We start from the raw sequence: 21,047 nt of genomic DNA on the forward strand, positions 1-21,047 counted from the left end.
TCACTTTCCTCCCTTTCGGAGCTGTTCCAGTCGCTCGGACAGGAAACTCCACGTATTCCAGAATTCGTCCAATTCCTTTTCGCCCTGCTCGTTGAGCGAATAGACCTTGCGCGGCGGGCCCTTCTCGGACGGCCGTTTCTCGACGTCGACAAGGCCTTTTTGCTCGATTCTGACGAGCAGCGCATACACGGTGCCCTCGGCGATCTCGGTGAAGCCCTGGCCTCGGAGCAGCGTCGTGATTTCGTACCCGTACGCGGGATTCCCGGTCAGGAGGGCGAGAACGATGCCCTCGAGGGTCCCTTTGAGCATCTCCGTCATTTGCCTGCCCATCGGGCACCTCCTTTCACTACTCAGTGTTACTAGCTACTGGTACATAGTACCGCTAAGTAGTGGAAGCGCAAGCCCCTTCGGAAACCGCACCGAAGTGCACTCAGGGCTGCTGGAACGCGCCGTCCCTCAAGAGGGCCACGGCGGTCCCGGCGTCAAGATCGGCGGCAATCTCGACGTCGTCCGCGTGCCCTGTACCGATCAACTCCCGGCCGCTGGAGCAATCCCGCAACGCGTGATGGAGCCGCGGCTCGACGGCGTTGAAAACAGCCATCGCCGCATCAGCCTCCGGCGAGAAACCTTCCCTGCCGTCTTCCGGCGTGAAGCCGCCCCGCCCGGCGGCAGCGAGTCCGGCAATGAAGGCGCCGGCCCCGATCTGATCCTCCAGGGCGGGCCGGAGGGAGCCGCCTGGCCACAGTTCACCGGCCGCGATCACCGCCACCACTAAATCCGGAGGGAGTTCGGCGGCCACCCACTCGGCGGTGGCGGCTGCGTTCCGCAGTGACACGGCCGCGATGAGCGGGAATTCCTGGGCGAGCTCATAAGCGATCGAAGAGCCGTTGGGCGATGGCAGCACGACGCGGCTCAACGACCGCGCGTCCCGCAGGCTCGACGGCGAGAGGCTCAGTCCGCCTCCACCCCGCGGACCAGCCAGCTGGGCGTCGTGGTGGGCGGCGAAGTCCTCGGCCCCGGAGTCCTTCCACAGGTACGGGAATACGATGGCACCGCGGTCGACGGCGACGCTGACGCATGTGGTGAAGGTGAGGACGTCAACCACGACGGCGAGGTCCGCTCCGGACGCAACCGCACGGGCGCCGTCGAGCCCCCATTCAAACCTCACGGTGAACGGAAGCTGCCGGTGCACCGTTCCCGCCATGGTCATGACAGTTCGGCCTCCAGGTTGCGGCGGGCGGCATCCAGCCACAGGCTCCGCGCGCGTTCGCTGTGGAAGAGTGGATCCAAGGCGAGCAGATGGCGGACGACGGCGGCCCGGCCGGCAGCGAAGTCGGCATCGCTGACGTGGGCGTAGTCCTCGCGGACAGCAGCAAGGTAGCGGGCGTAAGCCGTTGGTTCCGCGCCGAGGATGGAGAGATCGGCGTCGCACAAGAGGGCGCCGAGTCGGTCTCCCGGTTCGGGGCTGTGGGTTGAGGTCAGCCTGACCAGCCGGGCAACTTCGTGGATCGTCGGTTCCGGGAGTCCCGCAAGAGCCAGGCGGTCCTCGGCCAGCCGGGCCGATTGCTCTTCGTCCTGCCCTGCGATTCCCTCGTAGACGGCGTCATGGAACCATGCGGCCAACGTCACTGAGCGCGCGGGCGGCCCGGGTTCGGTGAGGAGATCCAAGGCTTCCAGGACCGCCAGCAAATGCGTGCGGCTGTGGTATTTCCGATGGTCCTCGCCCCAGCGTTCGAGGAGCTCAAAACCCAGCTCCTCATGTCCTGGAAGAGCCGAATTCCAGCGCTCCAGCAAGGGTACGGTGAGCGCCTTGCTGCGTTGTCGGGCCGGGATCCGCAAGCCGCTCGCGATCAGTTTCCGCACCAAAATCCGGGCCTCCACGGGGATGGCGCCCGCGGACAGGAGGTCCTGGTAGCGGCGTTCCGGGACGTCGTAGTGGTCGCCATCGAAGGCACGCCCGGGAATCCCCGCGGCCCCGGCGAAAGCATGCAGTTCCTCGAGCGAGGTGTCCGAGACGAGGTGGGAAAACACGGTCCCGTGCGCGGGCCACAGCGGCGGATCAACGAAGACGGCCATGGCCAGCGCCAGGTGACTAGGAGTTTTTCCGGGTGGCTACCGCAGAGAGAGCGGTCAAACCCTTTTCGAAGTCGCCGCCCACCATCTTCTCCATGTTCATGAACAGAGCGAAGATCTTGCCGAGGCCTTTGTTCTCGCCGGTCATGGTCCAGGTGACGCGGGTGCCGTCCCCTTCGGGCACGAACGTGAACCCCGTAGGATTGACTGCCTTCATCGGCTTGGAGAACTCAAGGCGGATGTCGATCCTGCCGGGCTCCTCCGAGCCGACGATTTCCATGGTTCCGGTGCCGGCCTTGTTGTTGCCGCTCCAGGCATACTTTGCTCCGACGCCGGATTCGTTGCCGGAATAGCTCCGGTTCAGCTTGGGGTCCACGGCTTCCCACGGAGACCACTTGGTCCACTCGTGGAAGTTGTTGACGAAGGGGAAGACGTCGGCGGGTGCTGCGGGGATCAGCGCATTGCGAGTGACTGTGAAGGGTGCCATGTGCATATCGTACGGCGCTTTGCCGGGATCGTGGGCGCGGGCCGAGTGCTGCGTTCCGGCACGCAGCGCGCGGCCCGGACCCACGATTTCGACGGCGGGTGCCGCCTTACATGCCCGGGACGTCGAGCGCTTCGTAGACGGTGATCGAGGCTTCGGGGGCCATGAGGAAATGCGGGTGGCCTTCGAGGAGCTTCAGCGCTCCGTCCATGTCTTCGGCTTGGAGGACGCTGTAACCGCCCACGCTGGTCTCTGCATCGGATACTCCAGAGTTCCCAACCACTTTGCCGCCACCGAGGGGTGTGCCAAGATCGGCAAGCCCAGCGCCAGCCTTCGCGGCCCAGTCCATCCACAGCTTCATGCCTTCGGCTGCTGCCTCAGGGGAGCTGTCAGCCATCATCGATTCCGCCGATTGTGGTGCATTGTAGAGAACTACGAACTTCTTCATTGCGTGTCCTTTTTCTCATGCGCGCCCGGGGGGGTGTTCCACCCGGTCACACCTGATCCTAGGGCCAGGGAACGCAAACGGCGAGGGACTTTTCACCGTAAGCGGGGAAGGCTATGGACAGCAGTTTCGCCGTCGGCAAACATGGAGCAGGAGGGACGCTTCGCCAAAGTTGAGCATAGTAGACTCAACTTTGAGAAATAGTCATCTTTCCCGAGAGGAGCTCTTCCATGGACGTCAAATTCACCACCAAGAGCCAGGAGGCTCTTTCCGCGGCGGCCATGAACGCCTCCACCGCCGGAAATCCGCAGCTGGAGCCAGCCCACTTGCTCAAAGCCCTCATGGATCAACGCGAGGGCGTCGCGGTGGCGCTTTTGCGCGCCACTGGAGCGGACCCGGATGCCGTGAGCGTCCAGGCGAGTTCGGCCATCAAGGCCCTGCCGTCGTCGTCGGGCAGTTCAGTGCAGCAAGCGCAGCTTTCCCGCCCTTCGATGCAGGCCATCCAGGCCGCCCAGAACGAGGCCGAGAAACTCGGCGATTCCTTCGTGTCCACTGAGCACCTCCTCTTGGGGCTCTCTGCCGGTAGCGACGCCGTGGGGAAGCTATTGCGCGACGCCGGCGCCTCCCACGAAGCGCTCCTCGCCGCCTTGCCGGGTGTCCGCGGTGACCGGAAAGTTACCTCGCAAGACCCGGAAAACACCTTCCAGGCGCTTGAGAAATACGGCACGGACCTCACCGCCGTCGCGCGCTCCGGCAAGCTGGATCCCGTGATCGGGCGGGACAGCGAAATTCGCCGAGTGGTCCAGGTCCTGAGCCGCCGCACCAAGAACAACCCCGTGCTGATCGGCGAACCCGGAGTCGGCAAGACCGCCGTCGTCGAAGGCCTCGCCCAGCGCATGGTGGCAGGTGACGTCCCGGAAAGCCTGCGGGGCAAGACCCTCATCGCGCTGGACCTCGCATCCATGGTGGCCGGCGCGAAGTACCGCGGCGAATTCGAGGAACGGCTCAAGGCCGTGCTGGAGGAGATCAAGAACTCCAACGGGCAGATCGTTACGTTCATCGACGAAATCCACACTGTGGTGGGCGCCGGTGCCACCGGTGAAAGCGCCATGGACGCAGGGAACATGCTCAAGCCCATGCTGGCCCGCGGCGAGCTGCGGCTCATCGGCGCCACCACCCTGGACGAGTACCGCGAGAACGTTGAGAAGGACCCTGCCTTGGAACGCCGCTTCCAGCAGGTCTACGTGGGCGAGCCAAGCGTGGAGGACACCATCGGCATCCTCCGCGGCCTCAAGGAACGCTACGAGGCCCACCACAAGGTAGCCATCGCGGACTCCGCCCTGGTAGCCGCCGCCACGCTCTCCAACCGCTACATCTCGGGCCGTCAATTGCCGGACAAGGCCATCGACCTCGTGGATGAGGCGGCGTCCCGGCTACGCATGGAAATCGACTCGGCTCCCGAGGAAATCGACCAGCTCCGCCGTGCCGTGGACCGTCTCACCATGGAGGAATTGGCACTTGAGCGCGAGACGGATGCGGCCTCCATCGAACGCCTCGCCGCGCTCCGCGCGGACAAAGCGGACAAGAAGGAAGCCTTGGGGGCGCTGAACGCCCGCTGGGAAGCCGAGAAGGCCGGGCTCAACCGCGTGGGCGACCTCAAGGCAAAGATCGACGAATTGCGGTCCGCCGCCGAAAAGTTCCAGCGCGAGGGCGACCTTGAAGCTGCCTCGCGCATTCTCTACGGCGAACTGCCCGCGTTGGAGCGCGAGCTCAGCGCAGCAGCCAAGGAAGAATCCGCCCGGGAAGCGCGCGGTGAAGCGAAGCCCGCCCTGATGGTCGCGGACGAAGTCACGGCGGACGATATCGCGGAGGTTATTTCGGCCTGGACGGGCATCCCCGCCGGCCGCATGCTCCAGGGGGAATCCCAGAAGCTGCTGCACATGGAAGAGGAGATCGGAAAGCGGCTGATCGGCCAGTCCAAGGCCGTGGCCGCCGTGTCCGACGCCGTCCGCCGCGCCCGCGCGGGCATCAGCGACCCCAACCGCCCCACGGGTTCGTTCCTGTTCCTGGGCCCCACCGGCGTCGGTAAGACCGAGCTCGCCAAGGCACTCGCCGACTTCCTGTTCGACGACGAACGCGCCATGGTGCGGATCGACATGTCCGAATACGGCGAGAAGCACTCCGTGGCCCGGCTGGTCGGTGCCCCTCCCGGATACGTGGGCTACGAGGAAGGCGGCCAGCTCACCGAAGCGGTCCGCCGTCGCCCGTACTCCGTGATCTTGCTCGACGAGGTGGAGAAGGCCCACCCGGAAGTGTTCGACATCCTCCTTCAAGTGCTCGACGACGGCCGCCTCACCGACGGGCAGGGCCGCACCGTGGACTTCCGGAACACCATCCTGGTGTTGACCTCCAACTCGGGTAGCCAGTTCCTTGTGGATCCAACGCTGGACTCCACCGCGAAGCGGAATGCGGTCATGGCCGTGGTCAACGCCTCCTTCAAGCCGGAATTCCTCAACCGGCTCGACGAGATTGTGCTGTTCGATCCGCTCAGCGTCGACGAGCTCGCCAGGATCGTCGAATTGCACGTGGACGAGCTGACCAAGCGGCTGCACGACCGCCGGCTCACCCTTGAGGTCAGCGACGGCGCCCGTGCCTGGCTCGCGATGTCCGGTTACGATCCCGCCTACGGCGCCCGTCCGCTGCGAAGGCTGGTTCAACGCGAGATCGGTGACCGCCTGGCCAGGGAAATCCTTGCCGGACAGATCGCGGACGGCGACACGGTACTGGTGGACACCGCGGCCGACGTCGACGAACTCACCATCGAGGGTCTCGAGGCTTTGACGGGTCCCGACGGCGGTGCTCCGGCGGGTAGCGGCCTGACGGTGAGGCGGAAGGAATAGCTACTTCTGCAGCACGGATTCCTTGAGCGTGTTTCCCGAGTTCACCACGATGAAGCAGTCCACGCGGCGGTCGCCGTTGTCCCAGCTCGTGGCGCTCGGGTACACGTTCTGTTGCAGGAGCGCGTACTTCGTGGATGCCTCGTTGAGCACCAGATCACGGCAGATTTCGCGGCCTTTGTCACGCAAGGCAGTGGCGCCGGGGAAGGTGTCGTCAGCCTTGTACCGGAAGATGGCGCCCAGCTGGGCCGAATGGTCGGTGGTGCAGTCCACCACCTTGGACTTGATGGCGTTGGAGTCGAAATCGGCGAAGCAATCTCCCAGCTGGTAATCCTTTGCCTCCACATCCGCCGGGAGGGGACCGCGGCTGGTGGACGTGGCCGGCGCGGGGATGGGCGCGGCCGCCGGGCGGTTGGCCAGTGCCCCGACGAGGACCCAGATCACTACGCCGATCAGGATCAGCACGGCCAGCACGATGCCGCCAATGATGAGCCGATACCGCGTTATGGCGTCCAGGGCAGTCCGCAGGGACGAGCCTTTCTCGGAGGGAGCAGGGCCCTCGGGCCCGGTTTCGCCAGGCATGCCTGCATCGGGGAACGTGCCCGAAGTCCCGGAATACCAGGTCCCGGAACCAGGGTCTACCGGCGACTCATTGTCGCCCGTACCGTTGTTGCCCTGGATCATGTTGTCCTGGCCCATGTCTGAGTTCGCGCCTTTCATGCCTGCCGCCCCATATTAGGGCGACTCTACCCAAGTTTTTCATGCCAATGAATGGAGATACTGCCAGGTGGAACTGTGACGGCGCTTTCGCGAAGCAAGTGGCAAGCAGTTGCTCCAGAAAGCATGTAATCTAGACATACGACAAATTGACCAAACATTCCGGGGCCTCACCGATCGCCAAGGTGACCACCTCCGGTCCAAGTACAAAAGGGGGTCACGCCATGGGGCGCGGCCGTCAAAAGGCAAAAGCTACCAAGCAGGCTCGGGACATCAAGTACTACTCCCCGAACACTGACTATTCGGCCCTTCAGCGCGAGCTGACTGGGCCATCAAGTCGTGCGACGAGCCGATTCGCGGATGATCCGCCGGAGCCGGACTACTCGGCTTACGAGGACAAGTACGCACAGGACTTGGAAGACGATGACGACGAGGTAGACACCCGCCGTATCGGATAGCTGTAGCAACAATCAGGTGCCTTTCGGCATCGAGTTGCGTACCGCCGTCGTACACGAGGTCGTTTGGCATCCCCGGGTGCCTCCCAAAACGATAGAGCCCGTAGGGCGCGCCATGATTGGCGTGCGCTACGGGCCTTTTTCGTGCCCTTTGGCCGGTCAGTCCTTATCGTGGCACAGATCCAGCAGGGGGATCAGTGTTTCGAGGTCGTTGGCGCGCGCTGCGGCCAGGATCTTCCGGTGGGCGTCCGCCACGCGCTCAAGCTTGGCGTCGTCCAAGGGGTACGAGCGGCTGATGAGCCGTTGAACAGGGTTGTCCCAGACGGATTCGAGGGTTTTCAGCAAGAATCCGTTGGGCGCAGGCGCCGCCAAGCCCAAATGGAACGCCCGCGTGGCGGTGAACAGTTCCTCCGGGTCGGCGCTTGCCGCACCCTCGGCGATAAGCAGCTCCAGCCTCGCAAGCTGAAGGTTGGTGTATTTTGCCCCACACTGCCTGATGGCCATGATCTCGAGGGCCTTGCGTACTTCGTAGACTTCCTCGACGGCTGATCGGGTCAGCGTCGTCGCGAAATACCCCGAGCCCGGGACCAAAGTGGCGAGTCCTTCGTGGACCAAGCGGTTCAGGGCGTCGCGGACCGGCGTCCGGGACACGCCGTATTCTTCGGCCAGCTGTTCCTGGACCAGGGGAGCGCCAGGCTCGACCACTCCGTTGACGATCTCATTGCTGATCCTGTCGTAGACGTGCTCGCTCAGCGGCCTCATCCCCTTGGCAGCTTGCGTGGCCATTCGCCTCATCCCCTTTTTCGTATCAAAACTCGTTCAATCCTACGTGCTTTACATCACAGGATTCACTGTATACAGTGAATCCAATTCTACCAACCCTGAAGAAAGTTGCCCTATGAGCCTGCGCATTCCACGCATACCCGGCATCGATTTTGCCGCCGTCGGCAAGCAGCTGGGTTACCTGGAGATCGAACATTCGGACAATGAGAATGACGCCGCTGTCATCCCTTCGCCGATCGCGGTCCTGAGTGGTGGGGACGGCCCCACGGTCCTCCTGATCGCCGGTACGCATGGCGACGAATATGAAGGACAGATCCTTCTCCAGGAACTCATCCGCACCTTGAACCCTGATGAGGTGACCGGGAGATTGATCATCCTGCCCGCCCTCAACATCCCTGCTGTCCGCGAAGGAAGACGTGTTTCCAGCGTGGACCGGGTCAATCTGAACCGTGCCCTCCCGGGCCGCGCCGACGGCGGACCGGCCCTGCAGATCGCCTCGATCGTGGCCCAGGAACTCATCCCCATGGCCGACTTTGTGATGGACATCCATTCCGGGGGGATCGCGTCGGAGTATGTGCCGTCCGCGTTCGTCTACCAAGGACCGACGCCGGAGCTATGGGCCGCGAAGGTGGCGGCGGTCGCCGCATTCAATGCCCCTTATTCCGTCGTGGTGAAGCCCATGCTGAAGGCGGGCTCCATCAGCGGCGCGGCCGATCAGGCCGGCGTGCCGATGATCTCGACCGAGCTCGGCGGGAGGGGAACCGTATCCCTGCCGATCCTCGCAAGGGCCCGGACGGGACTTCGCTCGCTGCTTGGGCACTGGGGCGTGCTCAAGGACGCCGGCCTCTCAGGTATCGGAGACCCGATCCAGTGGGTCGAACTCACGGCCCAGTCCGCGGTCCATTCCACCATGGCAGGCATCCTCGAGCCGGTGGTCGGACTTGGCCAGAAAGTCGCGGCCGGAGAGCTCGTGGCCCGCGTTCACTCAGTGGAAGAACTCGAGCGTCCTCCAAAAGACTTCTTTTCACCCATGGACGGGGTGGTCGCAATCATTCGGCATCCCGCCCTCGTCAATATCGGCACCACCGTGGTCAACATCGCCGTTGACCATGGAACAAGCTATGCGAAAGGCAATCATGAACCGTCCTAGATACATCTCCATAGCCGCCCTGCTGCTGGCCGCCGCCGTCGGGCTCAGCGGCTGCACCACTGCGTCACTCGACGCCGGCAAGGAAGCCGCCGCCAGTTCGATTCCCGGCAAGGACGCCGCGATTCCGGCGGCGCCCTTCAACAAGTCCGCCGCGAATCTCTTGCCCCCGGACGTCAAGGCCAAGGGGACATTGGTGGTCGGCACCGACCCCACCTTCGCGCCTTATGAGTTCTACGCGGCTGACAGCAAGACGGTTGTCGGCTGGGACGCGGACTTTGCGAAAGCAGTCGGCGAGACGCTGGGGCTCGAAGTCAAGATGGTTCCCGCGACCTTCGATACCATCCTCCCGGGCGTGAGCTCCAACAAGTACGACGTCGGCATCTCGGGTTTCAATGTCACGGCCGAGCGTAAGATGAATGCCGATTTCGCCTCCTACCAGAGCAGCGGCTCCGGCCTTGCAGTCAAGGCCGGCAACCCCAAGAAGCTGGCCCTCGACGCGATGAAGCTGTGCGGCACGAAGGTGGGTGGCGAAAAGGGGACCACGCAAGGGATCGAGACCCTTCCGGCGTTCTCGAAGCAGTGCGTCGTCGCCGGCAAAGCGCCGATCGACATCCAGTTGTTTCCCTCCCAGAACGAAGCCAACCTGGCACTCATCTCCGGCCGCGTGGACAGCGTCCTCTCAGGCCTTGTTGGCATGGGTTACGCAAGCAAGCTTTCCGGCGGTGCCTTCGAGCTCGCCGGCAACCAGGACTTCGAACCGACGCCGGTAGGTATCGCCATGCCCAAAGGCTCGCCCCTGACCAAGGCGATCGTCGCGGCGGTCAGGGCGCTGATCGCTGGCGACACGTACAAGGCGATCAATGCGAAGTACGGAATCCCGGACTCGGTGACCATCAGCGCTGATGCCGTGGACGCGAGTGGTGCGAAATGAGCACCGTGATCACCGTCCCGAAGATGGGAACAACGGACCGCGGACAGTTCACCGTGGTCTCGGCCAGGCACCCCTGGCGATGGGTGGCTGGCACTGCGGTAGGCGCCGTCGTGATCCTGTTGCTTGTTTCCGCGGTGAGCAATCCCCGTTTCGGCTGGGACAAGGTGGCCCTGTATTTCCGTGACGTTGCCATAGTCAACGGGATCGGCATCACCCTGTTCCTGACGGTTGTCTGCATGGCTGTCGGGGTGGGGCTTGGCGTGGTGCTTGCGGTCATGCAGCTTTCGGCTAACCCCGTGGTCAAGGCCTCGGCAAGCGCCTATGTGACGATCTTCCGAGGCACCCCCGTCCTGGTCCAGCTGTTGTTCTGGTTCAACTTGTCGGCGCTGTATCCGGAGATCACCTTTGGTATCCCCGGCGTCAGCCTCGACGCCAACCAGATCATCACACCCCTCGCCGCGGCGATCCTTGGCCTGGGCCTCAACGAGGCTGCCTACATGTCGGAGATCGTCCGGGCAGGAATCCAGTCCATCGATCAAGGTCAAGGCGAAGCTGCGGGTGCCCTCGGCATGTCCCGCATCCAGACCCTCATCAGGGTGATCCTGCCGCAGGCCATGCGCGTCATCATCCCGCCTACGGGCAATGAGTTCATCGGCATGCTCAAGATGACCTCGCTGGTCAGTGTCCTGGCGGTCCCCGAGCTCCTGTACTCCGCCCAGATCATCTACTCGAAGAACCTGCAGGTTGTCCCGCTGCTCCTGGTCGCCAGTATCTGGTACATCATCGTCACCACGGTGTTCACGGTGGGCCAAGGCTACCTGGAACGGCACTTCGCCCGGGGAACGTCCCGTTCCGTCCCGCCGACCGCCGCCGAGCGGTTGCGGAAATTCTTCAGGGTACATTCCGCACAAGGCTCAGGAAAACAAGGCTCAGGAAAGGAAGGCCAGTCATGACTATCGAGACGAAGGAAAGCCGCAAGGCGCCGGAGGCGCTTCCGCTGGTACGCGCGGAAGGCGTGCGCAAGAGTTTCGGCGACAATGAGGTCCTCAAGGGAATCGATCTCCACGTCCAGAGCGGCGAAGTGGTCTGCCTGATCGGCGCCTCCGGCTCCGGGAAAAGCACCTTCCTGCGGTGCGTGAACCACCTGGAGAAGATCGACGGTGGCCTGCTGTGGGTGGGGGACAGGGCCGTGGGCTACCGGATCAAGGGGGACAAGCTCCATGAACAGTCCCACAACGAAATCTGCGCCGACCGGACCGATATCGGGATGGTCTTCCAGCACTTCAACCTCTTCCCGCACATGACCGTGCTGGAGAACCTGATGGAAGCCCCGATCAGGGTGCTCAAGCACCGCAAGGCGGATGTCCGCCGTCGGGCGTTGGATTTGCTGGAGAAGGTGGGCCTGTCGGAGAAGGCGGGGGCCTATCCGCGGCACCTCTCGGGCGGGCAGCAGCAGCGGGTGGCGATCGCCCGGGCCCTGTGCATGCAGCCGAAGCTGATGCTGTTTGACGAGCCGACGTCGGCGCTGGATCCGGAGTTGGTGGGCGAGGTCCTCAGGGTGATGAAGGACCTGGCCCGGACGGGAATGACCATGATTGTTGTGACGCACGAGATGGGCTTTGCCCGCGACGTGGCGGATCGAGTGGTGTTCATGCATGGCGGCCGGATCATTGAGGAAGGTCCCGCCGAAGCCGTCATTGGCAACCCGCAGCATGAACGGACCAGGGCGTTTTTGTCCGCGGTCTTGTAGTTGTTGATAGTGCGCTCTCGGAAGCGATTGACAGAATGCGTTAGTGACGGCTAACGTATTAATCATGCTCGACCGACTGGAAGTTGCCGCGGAGCCGAACAGGCGGCGCCTGTTGCACCTGCTTGCGGCGGGCGAGCGCACCGTGACGGAGCTGGCTGGCGAATTCACGGTGAGCAGATCCGCCGTCTCGCAGCACTTGTTGTTGCTGGAGCAGGTAGGCCTCGTTGCGGCCCGCAAAGAGGGACGCAACCGCTACTACCGCTTGGATAACGACGGCATGAGAGAACTCCGGATGCTTTTTGAGCAGTTCTGGACCGCTGAGCTGGACATGCTCCTCGCTGACGCACAAAACTTCACCACCGACCGCCTTCAAACAACAGAGGAATCATCATGATTTACGACAAGACCGTTCTTCTTCCCCTCAACGTCGACCAGGCGTTCGAACTCATTACGCAGCCCGCACGCCTCCGCCGCTGGCAGACCGTTGCCGCCCGCGTCGACCTCAAGGTTGGCGGCGAGTACCGCTGGACCATCACCCCGGGTCACCACGCGGCGGGAACGTTCACGGAAATCGAGCCGGGCAAGCGCGTCGTCTTCACTTGGGGCTGGGAGCAGCCCGAAGCGCCGGCGGATAACGTCTCCACGGTAGCCATCACCCTTGAGCCGGCCGGTGGCGGCACCTCCGTGCGCTTGGTGCACGAAGGCCTTCCGACTCCGGAAGCCCTGGCAGGCCACTCCGAGGGCTGGAACCACTACCTCGACCGTCTCCTCGCCGAGGCGTCCACGGGCGACGCCGGTGCCGACGAATGGGCAGCTGCCCCTGCCGATCTCAATGAGCTCACCTCCGCGGACGCCACGCTCGCCATCGTGCAGCGCGTGCTGGCGCACGTGACCGAAGCCGACGCGCAGACCCAGACTCCGTGCGCCGACTTCAACGTGTCGCAGTTGCTTGACCACCTTGCCGGCTCAATTGCCAACATCGCCAAGGCCCTGGGCGCCGAAGTAGCCGACGACGCCGGGAAGTCGCCCGAGGTGCGCATCGCCGACCTCGCCCAGCCGACGCTGGAAGCCTTCTATCGCCGCGGACTCGAAGGCACCATTGACATGGGCTTCGCCGAACTGCCGGCCACGATGGTCGCCTCCATCCTCAACCTCGAGTTCCTGGTCCACGCTTGGGACTTCTCCAAGGCCCTGGGCTTCGAGGTGTCGGTGGCGGATGAGCTCACCGACTACGTCGAGGTCCTCGCGCAGAACACCATCAGCGAGCAGGTCCGCGCAAGCGGCAGCTTCGCCCAGGCCAAGGAAGTCGCCGAGACGGCATCCAGCCTGGAGCGCCTGGTCGCTTTCACCGGCCGGACTGTTCACGCATAAGCTCGAGGCTACTCAACGAAGGGATAGCAATGCCGCAGGTTGATAGCTACAAGCAGGGAACCCCGTGTTGGGTGGACCTGTCGTCGTCGGACATCGAGGCCTCCAAGGCCTTTTACAGTGATCTGTTCGGCTGGGAATTGGACGCGATGGATGCCGGCAACGGCATGACCTACTACATGGCCAAGCTGCAGGACCGCTACGTGGCGGGCATGATGCAGCAGATGCCGGACATGGCTGCGGCCGGCGCACCGTCCTTCTGGGCCAACTACCTCGCCGTCGATTCGGTAGATGACGCCGCTGAGCGCGTCACGGCGGCAGGCGGCAACGTTCTCTTCCCGCCGGACAGCGTCCCCAACGGAAGCGGGCGGATGTTCTTCGCAGCCGATCCCACGGGTGCACAGATTGGCTTCTGGGAGGCCGGAACCCACCACGGCACCGGGTTGGTCAATGAACCGGGCACGGTGGTCTGGAACGAACTGCAGACGAACGACGTCCCCAAGGCCGTCGCCTTCTACGAATCCGTGACGGGATGCTCCAGCGAGACGGCCGCGGCCGGAGACCTGCAGGAATACACCCAGCTCGTAGTGGACGGGAAGTCCGTAGGCGGCGCCATGAAGCAGCCCGTCGAGGGAATGCCGCCGTTCTGGATGACCTACTTCAATGTTGCGGACGTGAACGAGTCCGTGGCGAAGGCCGTCGAGCTCGGCGCCCAGGTCTTCGCGCCTGCCTTCGACGTCCCTGGCGTCGGCCGCATGGCAGTCCTCGGTGATCCAGCCGGAGCAGCCTTCAGCCTCATGGCCGCCGAAAGCAACTAGGCCTCAAACAAAAGTGCCCACCCAACTGCCGGATCGGCAATGGGGTGGGCACTTTTTGCGCGGAGAACCCTTAGGCGTAAGCGTTCACGAGGCGCACGGCGCCGCCGTCGACGCCCTTGGCGCCCTGGACGTAGTCCGGACCGCTCTTGATGATCGAGTCGGAGTCCGCGGCCACCGTACCCATGACCCACGACGGCAAGCCGCGCTCGTTGAGGCGGGCCACGGCGGCGTCGGCGATTTCGGGAGACACGATGGCCACCATGCCGACACCGAGGTTGAGCGTGCGCTCGAGGTCGGCAAGGGGAACATTGCCGAGCTCGGAAACCAGCTTGAAGATGGCCGGCAGTTCCCAGGTGGCGCGGTCAACCGTGGCCACGAGGCCCTGCGGCAGGACGCGGGCCAGGTTGGCTGCGAGGCCGCCGCCGGTGACGTGGCTGAAGCCGTGCACGGCGCCGGGCGCAGTACCCAGGCCGCTGACCGGGAACGCGCGGGCGAGGTCCAGGCAATCGGCGGCGTAGACGCGGGTGGGCTCCAGCAGTTCTTCGCCCAGCGTGCGGCCGAGTTCGGAGACCTGGCGGTCAAGGGCCCAGCCGGCGTGGTTGATAACGCGACGGACCAGGGAGTAGCCGTTGGAGTGCAAGCCCGAGGAAGCCATGCCGATCACGACGTCGCCGGCGCAGACGCGGTCCGGGCCAAGCAGGGCGTCGGCTTCGACAACACCGGTAGCTGCACCGGCGACGTCGTACTCGTGCTCACCCAGCAGGCCCGGGTGCTCAGCGGTTTCGCCACCCACCAGGGCAGTGCCCGCCACGGAACAAGCGGCGGCGATGCCGCGGACGATGTCCGCGATGCGCTCGGGGACAACCTTGCCGCACGCGATGTAGTCGGTCATGAAGAGCGGCTCTGCGCCGACTACGACGATGTCGTCCACCACCATGCCCACCAGGTCGAAGCCGATGGTGTCGTGGATGTCCATGGCCTGGGCGATGGCCACCTTGGTGCCGACGCCGTCCGTGGACGTGGCCAGCAGGGGCCGCTTGTACGTGAGCAGCTTGGAGACGTCGTACAGGCCGGCGAAACCGCCGACGCCGCCGAGCACGGAGCTGTTGTGGGTCGCCTTGACGGCGTCCTTCATGAGTTCGACGGCGCGGTCGCCCGCTTCGACGTCGACGCCGGCGGACGCGTAGGTGATGCCGGTTGTGTTCTCAGCGGCGGAGGATGCGGAGGTCATACAGACTCTTTCTTATCGGCGTCGGTCAGCAGGTTCTCAAACTCGGCGTCGGGTCCGGGATCGCAGCCCGTGGCGCCGGGCTTGTTGGCCGGGTCGTCCGAGTCCGCGGTTACGGCTTCGGCGGAGATGCCCGACGTCGGCAGCCCGCCGAGGTCGGTGCGCTCCAGGAGGTTCTTGCCCAGTTTGTCCGAACCCGGAAGTGCGATGGGGTACTGGCCGGTGAAGCAGGCGGTACAGAGGCGTTCGCGCGGTTGCTGGGTGGCGCCGATCATGCCGTCTTCGGAAATGTAAGCCAGCGAATCCGCTCCGATGGCCTGGGAGATTTCCTCGATGGTGGCGCCGTTGGCGATCAGTTCAGCGCGGGACGCGAAGTCGATGCCGTAGAAGCAGGGCCACTGGACGGGCGGGGAGGAGATCTTGACGTGGACGGCTGCGGCTCCGGCCTCGCGGAGCATCCTGACGATGGCGCGCTGGGTGTTGCCGCGGACGATCGAGTCATCCACTACCACCACGCGCTTGCCGCGGATCACGGATTCGAGGGCGTTGAGCTTGAGCCGGATGCCGAGCTGGCGCAGGGTCTGCGAAGGCTGGATGAACGTGCGGCCCACGTAGGAGTTCTTGACGAAGCCGTGCGCGAACGGGATGCCGGATTCTTCGGCGTAACCGACCGCTGCCGGGGTTCCGGATTCGGGGACCGGGATGACGATGTCCGCTACCTGGGTGTTTTCGCGGGCCAGCTGGCGGCCCATCTCCACGCGGGACTCGTACACGGAGCGCCCGGCAATCGAAGCGTCGGGACGCGCAAGGTAGACGTACTCGAAAACGCAACCGGCCGGCGTCGCTTCCGCGAAACGCTGGGAACGGACGCCGTTTTCGTCAATGGCGATGAACTCGCCGGGTTCGATCTCGCGGATGAAGCTGGCCCCGACGGTTGCCAAGGCGGACTGTTCCGAGGCGACAACCCAGCCGCGCTCGAGGCGGCCAAGGCACAAGGGGCGGATGCCGAAGGTATCGCGGGCCGCGTAGAGGGTGCCTTCGTCCATGAACACGAAGCAGAAGCCGCCCCGGATCTTGGGAAGCAGCTCAAGCGCAGTCTGTTCCAGGGTCTTGCCCTCTTCGCCTTCGAGGAGGGCAGTGACCAGGGCGGTGTCCGAGGTGTTGCCCTGCTTCATTTCGCCGGTCAACTGACCGCCGTTGAGTTCGAGGATCATTTCCCGGAGCTCAGCCGTGTTGGTCAGGTTGCCGTTGTGCGCGAGGGCAACGGTGCCGGTGGCGGTTGCGCCCAGGGTGGGCTGTGCGTTGGCCCAGTGGCTTGCTCCGGTGGTGGAGTAGCGACAGTGGCCGACGGCGAGGTGCCCGGTGAGGGTGTTCAGGGTTGTCTCGTCGAAGACCTGGGACACGAGGCCCATGTCCTTATAGACATTGATGCGCTTGCCGTCACTGGTAGCAATACCAGCCGATTCTTGTCCGCGGTGCTGCAACGCATACAGCCCGTAATAGGTGAGTTTTGCTACTTCTTCGCCCGGCGCCCAGACCCCGAAGACGCCACAAGCGTCCTGAGGTCCTTTTTCGTCGGGGAGAAGATCATGAGAAAGTTTTCCGTCGCCACGTGCCACTGGTCAATTGTCGCATGATGTTGGCGTGGTACTTTCCCTCACGCGACATTGTGACCCGGATCCTATGCCCCGGCGTCGTCCTCTGTGGGGTTGGGCACGGACTCGACGACGGCACGCTGGGAACGCCGCACGCTGACTTTGTCGAGGACGAGGGCCGCGATGGCGCCCAGCAGCACGCCGCCCGCGGCGAAGGACACAAGGAAGAAACCGAAGACTGCCCCCGTGTCGAAACTTTGGTCGCCGGGGATGCCGTAGGCCACGAACGCGGCAACAATGATGCCGAGCACCCCGCCCAGTCCCATGAACGGAACGAACTTCGGTGCACGGCGGACCGTGATCCCGCGGCGTTCCGGAGTGCCGTTGTCTGCCGCGGCGTTGCGTGCCGGGCTGTTGTGTGACGTGCTGTTTTGCGATGTGCCGTCGGCGTTCGCGCCCTCAGAAACCATGCCTTCCAGCTTACCGTTCCGAAGAGGTTGATTTGTGGTCTGAAGTCAGACCATTGACAGATTGATGTGAAGTGGGTCACTATCGATGCGAGCGGTGTCGGCCCGTTCCCCCCTTCCGTTTAGAAAGAGAATAATCATGAGTGATCGTTCTACGGCAGCGAAGGTGCAGGCTGTGCAAGACGCAGATGCTGCGGCCCTCGCCGAGCTTGGCTACAAGCAAGAGCTACATCGCGGCATGTCCGGCTTCTCCAACTTCGCAGTCTCGTTTTCCATCATTTCGATTTTGGCTGGCTGCATTACCTCCTTCAGCATTGCGCTCAAGTCCGGCGGTCCGGCTGCCATCAACGTCGGTTGGCCGCTGGTTGGCGTTCTGGTCCTGTGCGTGGCGCTCTCCATGGCCGAGGTTTGTTCGCGGTACCCGACCGCCGGTGGCTTGTATTTCTGGGCCGGCAGGCTCGCCAAACGCAACAAGCGGGCCTGGGCCTGGTATGTCGGGTGGTTCAATTTCCTCGGTGAAGTGGCCGTCACGGCCGCAATCGACTTCGGCTGCGCCACAACAATGATGGCTTTCGCGGCGCTGACTTTCGGCGTTGAGCCGACCCCGGGCGGTACGTTCGCGCTGTTCGTCGTCCTCATGGTTATCCACGCCCTGCTCAACAGTTTCGGCGTCAAGATTGTCAGTTTCCTGTCCAATGTCTCGGCCTGGTGGCACATCGTGGGTGTTGCGATCATTGTGGCGGCGCTGTGGCTCATGCCCACGAGCCACCAGTCCTTTGACTGGACGATGACCGCGTGGCACAACGAAACCGGCTTCACTTTCGGGCCGTACGTCTTCCTCATGGGCCTGCTCATGTCGCAGTACACCTACACCGGCTACGATGCTTCGGCCCACGTTGCCGAGGAGACCAAGAACGCAGCCATTGCGGCTCCCAAGGGGATTGTCATGAGCGTCGTCATCTCCATCATTGGTGGCTGGATACTGCTCTACTCACTCGTCGCGGCGATCCCGGACGGCTCAGAGGAAGGCCTGACCACTCTTGGCGCTACGGCAACAGGCTTGCCCCCGGCGCAGATTTTCCTGGATGCATTGGGCAACCCCGGCGTAGCGAAATTCCTGCTGGCCATCGTGGTGGGCGCACAATTCTTCTGTGGCATGGCCTCAGTGACCGCCAACTCACGCATGACCTACGCTTTCTCCCGCGACAATGCACTGCCAGGCTCCCGCATCTGGGCCAAAGTCAACGCCCGGAGCGGCACCCCCACAAATTCCATCTGGCTCTGCGTTGGCTGCGCGATCGTGCTCGCCTCACCAGCCCTGTTCAACACCACCGCGTATTTTGCCGTGACGAGCGTGGCCGTCATTGGCCTCTACATCGCGTACATCACCCCCGTGTTGCTCCGCAGGCTCAACAAGAACTTCGTACCGGGCCCGTGGCACCTGGGGAAATGGAGTCCCGTCATCAACTGGGTAGCGATTGTGTGGGTCGCCATCATCGTGATCCTCTTCGTTCTTCCGCCCGTCGCAGACATCACCATCGACACGTTCAACTACGCGCCGATCGCCGTCGTCGTCGTGTTCCTCCTTGCCACCGTGCTTTGGTACACCACGGGGCGCCGGACATTCATGACGAGTGCCGAGCAGGAGCACCTGACGATCGACGCCGATAAGCTGCTCAACTAGCAACACACGCGGGCCGCCGGCGGTTCTCGCCGGCGGCCTCCCACCAAGGAAGGCCACCATGTTGTTCGCCGAACCGATTGAATCCCCCCTCCTGGAGACGGTCTTGCTTCCCGTGCGCGGACACATGGCGTTCGAGTCATGCGTTGAGCATTTGGGATCGGCAATCCAGTTGGGGATCTTCAAAACCGGTGAGCGCCTCCCGCCCGAGCGCGACTTGGCCGAGCGCATGCAGGTCTCCCGCGCCACGCTGCGGGAAGCGATCAGCGCGTTGCGAGCCGCGGGCTTCGTGACGACCGTCCGGGGGCGGGGCGGCGGAACCATCGTGGAACCGGTCGGCAACGCCCGGCCGCCGGAGCGCCTCGACAACAAGGACAGGCAGGGGGAAATCAGCGACATCCTCATCTTCCGTTCCGTGATTGAACCCGGGGCTTGCCAGCGGGCGGCCTCGATGCGGCTCAGCGAGGATCAGCGTCAGCTCCTGATTGATTCCTTGGCCGAGGTTGAAAACGCGGGTTCCCCGGTGGAATACAGGCAAGCCGACGCCCGCCTCCACCTGGCTTTCTCCGCTGTTGCGGGGTCGTCCGAACTCAATAAAGCCAGCACCACCATCCAGACAAAGATCCACGAGTTCCTCGCGGAAATCCCCTTTCTGCAGCGGAACATCGAACATTCAAACCAAGAGCATCGATTGATAGTGCAGGCCATCCTCGACGGCGAGCCTGCAGCGGCCCGAAGCGTCATGGAATTGCACTGCGAGTCCACTGCCGCACTACTCAAGGGACTACTGAAATGAGCAGCACTATGAACGACATTTCGAACACCGCGGATACCACTGTTCACCCCCGCAATGACCGTATGCTCACCGTTGAGCAACTCAAGGCGCGGATTGCCGAGGGCGCCATAGACACCGTGATTCTCGGCTTCACCGACATGCAGGGCAGGCTTCAGGGCAAGCTCCTTCACGCGCAATTCTTCCTGGATTCCGTCCTGGAGCACGGCACGGAAGGCTGCAACTACCTCCTCGCCGTTGACACCGAAATGAACACCGTGGATGGCTATGACATTTCCTCGTGGGAAAAGGGCTATGGTGACATGCTCTTCGACATGGATTTGGACACCATCCGTGTCCTTCCCTACCGCGAGGGGAGTGCGCTGATCCAGTGCGATCTGTCCACGACCGACGGCACTCCGGTCTCTGTTTCGCCCCGCGCCATGCTCAAGCGCCAGACGGCCAAGGCTGCCGAACGCGGTTGGAAGGCACTTGCCGGAACCGAGCTTGAGTTTGTGGTCTACAACGACTCCTACGAGCAGGCATGGGACCTGGACTACAAGCACCTCACTCCTGCCAACCAATACAACGTGGACTACTCGCTCCTGGGATCGGGTCGCGTGGAACCACTGCTTCGCCGGATCCGGAACGAGATGTACGCAGCGGGCATGACCGTGGAATCAGCCAAAGGTGAATGCAACTTCGGCCAACACGAGATCGCTTTCAAGTACGACGAGGTGGTCACCACGGCGGACAACCATTCCGTCTACAAGACCGCGGCCAAGGACATCGCCCATGACATGGGCCAATCCATTACCTTCATGGCCAAGCCCAACGAGCGCGAGGGCAATTCCTGCCACATCCACCTGTCCCTTCGTGGACTCGACGATGAACTGGTCTTCTGGGACAAGGCCACCGGCGCCCGCACCAAGACCTACGACCACTTCATTGCCGGGGTGCTGGCCACGATGCGGGAATTCACGCTGTTCTACGCTCCCAACATCAACTCCTACAAGCGGTTCGTCAAAGGCTCGTTCGCTCCGACAGCGGTGGCCTGGGGCCTCGACAACCGCACCTGCTCGGTGCGCCTCGTGGGCCATGGTCAAAGCGCGCGCCTGGAGAACCGGCTGCCCGGTGGCGACGTGAACCCGTACTTGGCACTGTCGGCCATGCTTGCCGGCGGGCTCTACGGAATCGAAAACGAGCTCGAACTCGAGCCCGCAACCCTTGGCAACGCCTACACCTCGGGCGCTCCCACCGTGCCGACGACGATGCGGGAAGCGCGGGATCTGTTCGCCGACTCCGTGATCGCCAAGGAAGTCTTCGGCGAGGAAGTGGTGCGGCACTACGTGAACTACGCCGACGTCGAACTGGCAGCTTTTGAGTCCGCCATCACGGACTGGGAGCTCCGCCGCGGCTTCGAAAGGCTGTAG

Annotated in this window: 22 protein-coding genes; 12 read left to right on the forward strand and 10 right to left on the reverse strand. The window is 63.6% G+C overall.

From position 1 onward, the window contains the following. The 5 genes from QRN51_RS22160 to QRN51_RS22180 form a co-directional block, all read right to left on the reverse strand. Nucleotides 1–330: a PadR family transcriptional regulator gene (locus tag QRN51_RS22160; RefSeq protein WP_059389920.1), complete on the reverse strand. Its 330-nt coding sequence runs from the start codon at nt 328–330 to the stop codon at nt 1–3. A gap of 100 nt (nt 331–430) precedes the next feature. Next, a complete protein-coding gene (locus QRN51_RS22165; RefSeq protein WP_284991901.1) occupies nt 431–1,210 on the reverse strand; it encodes a 2-phosphosulfolactate phosphatase in 780 nt (259 codons plus the stop codon). Further along, nucleotides 1,207–2,076, reverse strand: a complete 870-nt coding sequence (locus QRN51_RS22170) for a DUF4031 domain-containing protein (RefSeq protein ID WP_284991902.1) — start codon at nt 2,074–2,076, stop codon at nt 1,207–1,209. Before QRN51_RS22170 ends, QRN51_RS22165 begins: the two co-directional genes overlap by 4 nt. Before the next feature lie 16 nt (nt 2,077–2,092). After that, nucleotides 2,093–2,560, reverse strand: a complete 468-nt coding sequence (locus tag QRN51_RS22175; protein WP_284991903.1) for an SRPBCC family protein — start codon at nt 2,558–2,560, stop codon at nt 2,093–2,095. A gap of 106 nt (nt 2,561–2,666) precedes the next feature. Then, entirely contained in the window at nt 2,667–3,005 is a 339-nt protein-coding gene (locus tag QRN51_RS22180; protein WP_284991904.1) for a YciI family protein, read from the reverse strand. Between the two features lie 227 nt (nt 3,006–3,232). Here QRN51_RS22180 and clpB point away from each other — a divergent pair, with 227 nt between their 5' ends. Next, a complete protein-coding gene (clpB, locus tag QRN51_RS22185; protein ID WP_284991905.1) occupies nt 3,233–5,902 on the forward strand; it encodes an ATP-dependent chaperone ClpB in 2,670 nt (889 codons plus the stop codon). Here clpB and QRN51_RS22190 read toward each other — a convergent pair whose 3' ends face one another. Continuing rightward, the gene (locus tag QRN51_RS22190) at nt 5,903–6,619 is read right to left on the reverse strand and encodes a septum formation family protein (RefSeq protein ID WP_284991906.1); all 717 of its coding nucleotides are present in this window, start codon (nt 6,617–6,619) and stop codon (nt 5,903–5,905) included. 221 nt (nt 6,620–6,840) lie between these two features. Here QRN51_RS22190 and QRN51_RS22195 point away from each other — a divergent pair, with 221 nt between their 5' ends. Then, entirely contained in the window at nt 6,841–7,074 is a 234-nt protein-coding gene (locus tag QRN51_RS22195; protein WP_028265518.1) for a DUF3073 domain-containing protein, read from the forward strand. 156 nt (nt 7,075–7,230) lie between these two features. Here QRN51_RS22195 and QRN51_RS22200 read toward each other — a convergent pair whose 3' ends face one another. Continuing rightward, nucleotides 7,231–7,857, reverse strand: a complete 627-nt coding sequence (locus QRN51_RS22200; protein WP_284991907.1) for a GntR family transcriptional regulator — start codon at nt 7,855–7,857, stop codon at nt 7,231–7,233. A gap of 112 nt (nt 7,858–7,969) precedes the next feature. Here QRN51_RS22200 and QRN51_RS22205 point away from each other — a divergent pair, with 112 nt between their 5' ends. From QRN51_RS22205 to QRN51_RS22235, 7 genes are all read left to right on the forward strand, one after another. Beyond that, a complete protein-coding gene (locus tag QRN51_RS22205) occupies nt 7,970–9,004 on the forward strand; it encodes a succinylglutamate desuccinylase/aspartoacylase family protein (protein WP_284991908.1) in 1,035 nt (344 codons plus the stop codon). Beyond that, nucleotides 8,991–9,935 (forward strand): ABC transporter substrate-binding protein, encoded by a 945-nt coding sequence (locus QRN51_RS22210; protein WP_284991909.1) that lies wholly within the window; start codon nt 8,991–8,993, stop codon nt 9,933–9,935. The genes QRN51_RS22205 and QRN51_RS22210 overlap by 14 nt, the downstream gene beginning before the upstream one ends. Then, nucleotides 9,932–10,888 carry an amino acid ABC transporter permease gene (locus QRN51_RS22215; protein ID WP_284991910.1) on the forward strand — a complete coding sequence of 319 codons (957 nt, stop codon included), beginning with the start codon at nt 9,932–9,934 and terminating at the stop codon, nt 10,886–10,888. Before QRN51_RS22210 ends, QRN51_RS22215 begins: the two co-directional genes overlap by 4 nt. After that, nucleotides 10,885–11,685 (forward strand): amino acid ABC transporter ATP-binding protein, encoded by an 801-nt coding sequence (locus tag QRN51_RS22220; protein WP_284991911.1) that lies wholly within the window; start codon nt 10,885–10,887, stop codon nt 11,683–11,685. The genes QRN51_RS22215 and QRN51_RS22220 overlap by 4 nt, the downstream gene beginning before the upstream one ends. A gap of 64 nt (nt 11,686–11,749) precedes the next feature. Then, entirely contained in the window at nt 11,750–12,079 is a 330-nt protein-coding gene (locus tag QRN51_RS22225) for an ArsR/SmtB family transcription factor (RefSeq protein ID WP_059389930.1), read from the forward strand. Next, entirely contained in the window at nt 12,076–13,056 is a 981-nt protein-coding gene (locus tag QRN51_RS22230) for a TIGR03086 family metal-binding protein (protein WP_284991912.1), read from the forward strand. Before QRN51_RS22225 ends, QRN51_RS22230 begins: the two co-directional genes overlap by 4 nt. Before the next feature lie 29 nt (nt 13,057–13,085). Further along, nucleotides 13,086–13,871, forward strand: a complete 786-nt coding sequence (locus QRN51_RS22235) for a VOC family protein (RefSeq protein WP_284991914.1) — start codon at nt 13,086–13,088, stop codon at nt 13,869–13,871. A 70-nt stretch (nt 13,872–13,941) separates the two neighbouring features. Here the strand turns inward: QRN51_RS22235 and purM are convergent, their stop codons facing one another. The 3 genes from purM to QRN51_RS22250 form a co-directional block, all read right to left on the reverse strand. Next, nucleotides 13,942–15,102: a phosphoribosylformylglycinamidine cyclo-ligase gene (purM, locus tag QRN51_RS22240; protein ID WP_284991915.1), complete on the reverse strand. Its 1,161-nt coding sequence runs from the start codon at nt 15,100–15,102 to the stop codon at nt 13,942–13,944. Next, nucleotides 15,099–16,718: an amidophosphoribosyltransferase gene (purF, locus tag QRN51_RS22245; protein ID WP_284991916.1), complete on the reverse strand. Its 1,620-nt coding sequence runs from the start codon at nt 16,716–16,718 to the stop codon at nt 15,099–15,101. Before purF ends, purM begins: the two co-directional genes overlap by 4 nt. A gap of 62 nt (nt 16,719–16,780) precedes the next feature. Next, nucleotides 16,781–17,164 carry a hypothetical protein gene (locus QRN51_RS22250; protein WP_284991918.1) on the reverse strand — a complete coding sequence of 128 codons (384 nt, stop codon included), beginning with the start codon at nt 17,162–17,164 and terminating at the stop codon, nt 16,781–16,783. A 136-nt stretch (nt 17,165–17,300) separates the two neighbouring features. Here QRN51_RS22250 and QRN51_RS22255 point away from each other — a divergent pair, with 136 nt between their 5' ends. From QRN51_RS22255 to QRN51_RS22265, 3 genes are read left to right on the forward strand one after another with little or no spacing between them, the layout of a single operon-like run. Next, on the forward strand, nt 17,301–18,845 hold the full coding sequence (locus tag QRN51_RS22255; RefSeq protein WP_284991919.1) for an amino acid permease: 1,545 nt from the start codon (nt 17,301–17,303) through the stop codon (nt 18,843–18,845). A 58-nt stretch (nt 18,846–18,903) separates the two neighbouring features. Continuing rightward, nucleotides 18,904–19,638, forward strand: coding sequence for a FadR/GntR family transcriptional regulator (locus tag QRN51_RS22260; RefSeq protein WP_284752949.1), 735 nt, complete (start codon nt 18,904–18,906; stop codon nt 19,636–19,638). Beyond that, nucleotides 19,635–21,047, forward strand: coding sequence for a glutamine synthetase family protein (locus QRN51_RS22265; protein WP_284991920.1), 1,413 nt, complete (start codon nt 19,635–19,637; stop codon nt 21,045–21,047). The genes QRN51_RS22260 and QRN51_RS22265 overlap by 4 nt, the downstream gene beginning before the upstream one ends.

The organism is Arthrobacter sp. efr-133-TYG-120 (assembly GCF_030209785.1).
Lineage (GTDB): Bacteria > Actinomycetota > Actinomycetes > Actinomycetales > Micrococcaceae > Arthrobacter.

What these genes read in the sequence shown, in the direction of transcription:
- QRN51_RS22160 (WP_059389920.1), bottom strand. Translation starts at nt 330, where the DNA reads ATGGGCAGGCAAATGACGGAGATGCTCAAAGGGACCCTCGAGGGCATC.
- QRN51_RS22165 (WP_284991901.1), bottom strand. Translation starts at nt 1,210, where the DNA reads ATGACCATGGCGGGAACGGTGCACCGGCAGCTTCCGTTCACCGTGAGG.
- QRN51_RS22170 (WP_284991902.1), bottom strand. Translation starts at nt 2,076, where the DNA reads ATGGCCGTCTTCGTTGATCCGCCGCTGTGGCCCGCGCACGGGACCGTG.
- QRN51_RS22175 (WP_284991903.1), bottom strand. Translation starts at nt 2,560, where the DNA reads ATGGCACCCTTCACAGTCACTCGCAATGCGCTGATCCCCGCAGCACCC.
- QRN51_RS22180 (WP_284991904.1), bottom strand. Translation starts at nt 3,005, where the DNA reads ATGAAGAAGTTCGTAGTTCTCTACAATGCACCACAATCGGCGGAATCG.
- clpB (WP_284991905.1), top strand. Translation starts at nt 3,233, where the DNA reads ATGGACGTCAAATTCACCACCAAGAGCCAGGAGGCTCTTTCCGCGGCG.
- QRN51_RS22190 (WP_284991906.1), bottom strand. Translation starts at nt 6,619, where the DNA reads ATGAAAGGCGCGAACTCAGACATGGGCCAGGACAACATGATCCAGGGC.
- QRN51_RS22195 (WP_028265518.1), top strand. Translation starts at nt 6,841, where the DNA reads ATGGGGCGCGGCCGTCAAAAGGCAAAAGCTACCAAGCAGGCTCGGGAC.
- QRN51_RS22200 (WP_284991907.1), bottom strand. Translation starts at nt 7,857, where the DNA reads ATGGCCACGCAAGCTGCCAAGGGGATGAGGCCGCTGAGCGAGCACGTC.
- QRN51_RS22205 (WP_284991908.1), top strand. Translation starts at nt 7,970, where the DNA reads ATGAGCCTGCGCATTCCACGCATACCCGGCATCGATTTTGCCGCCGTC.
- QRN51_RS22210 (WP_284991909.1), top strand. Translation starts at nt 8,991, where the DNA reads ATGAACCGTCCTAGATACATCTCCATAGCCGCCCTGCTGCTGGCCGCC.
- QRN51_RS22215 (WP_284991910.1), top strand. Translation starts at nt 9,932, where the DNA reads ATGAGCACCGTGATCACCGTCCCGAAGATGGGAACAACGGACCGCGGA.
- QRN51_RS22220 (WP_284991911.1), top strand. Translation starts at nt 10,885, where the DNA reads ATGACTATCGAGACGAAGGAAAGCCGCAAGGCGCCGGAGGCGCTTCCG.
- QRN51_RS22225 (WP_059389930.1), top strand. Translation starts at nt 11,750, where the DNA reads ATGCTCGACCGACTGGAAGTTGCCGCGGAGCCGAACAGGCGGCGCCTG.
- QRN51_RS22230 (WP_284991912.1), top strand. Translation starts at nt 12,076, where the DNA reads ATGATTTACGACAAGACCGTTCTTCTTCCCCTCAACGTCGACCAGGCG.
- QRN51_RS22235 (WP_284991914.1), top strand. Translation starts at nt 13,086, where the DNA reads ATGCCGCAGGTTGATAGCTACAAGCAGGGAACCCCGTGTTGGGTGGAC.
- purM (WP_284991915.1), bottom strand. Translation starts at nt 15,102, where the DNA reads ATGACCTCCGCATCCTCCGCCGCTGAGAACACAACCGGCATCACCTAC.
- QRN51_RS22250 (WP_284991918.1), bottom strand. Translation starts at nt 17,164, where the DNA reads ATGGTTTCTGAGGGCGCGAACGCCGACGGCACATCGCAAAACAGCACG.
- QRN51_RS22255 (WP_284991919.1), top strand. Translation starts at nt 17,301, where the DNA reads ATGAGTGATCGTTCTACGGCAGCGAAGGTGCAGGCTGTGCAAGACGCA.
- QRN51_RS22260 (WP_284752949.1), top strand. Translation starts at nt 18,904, where the DNA reads ATGTTGTTCGCCGAACCGATTGAATCCCCCCTCCTGGAGACGGTCTTG.
- QRN51_RS22265 (WP_284991920.1), top strand. Translation starts at nt 19,635, where the DNA reads ATGAGCAGCACTATGAACGACATTTCGAACACCGCGGATACCACTGTT.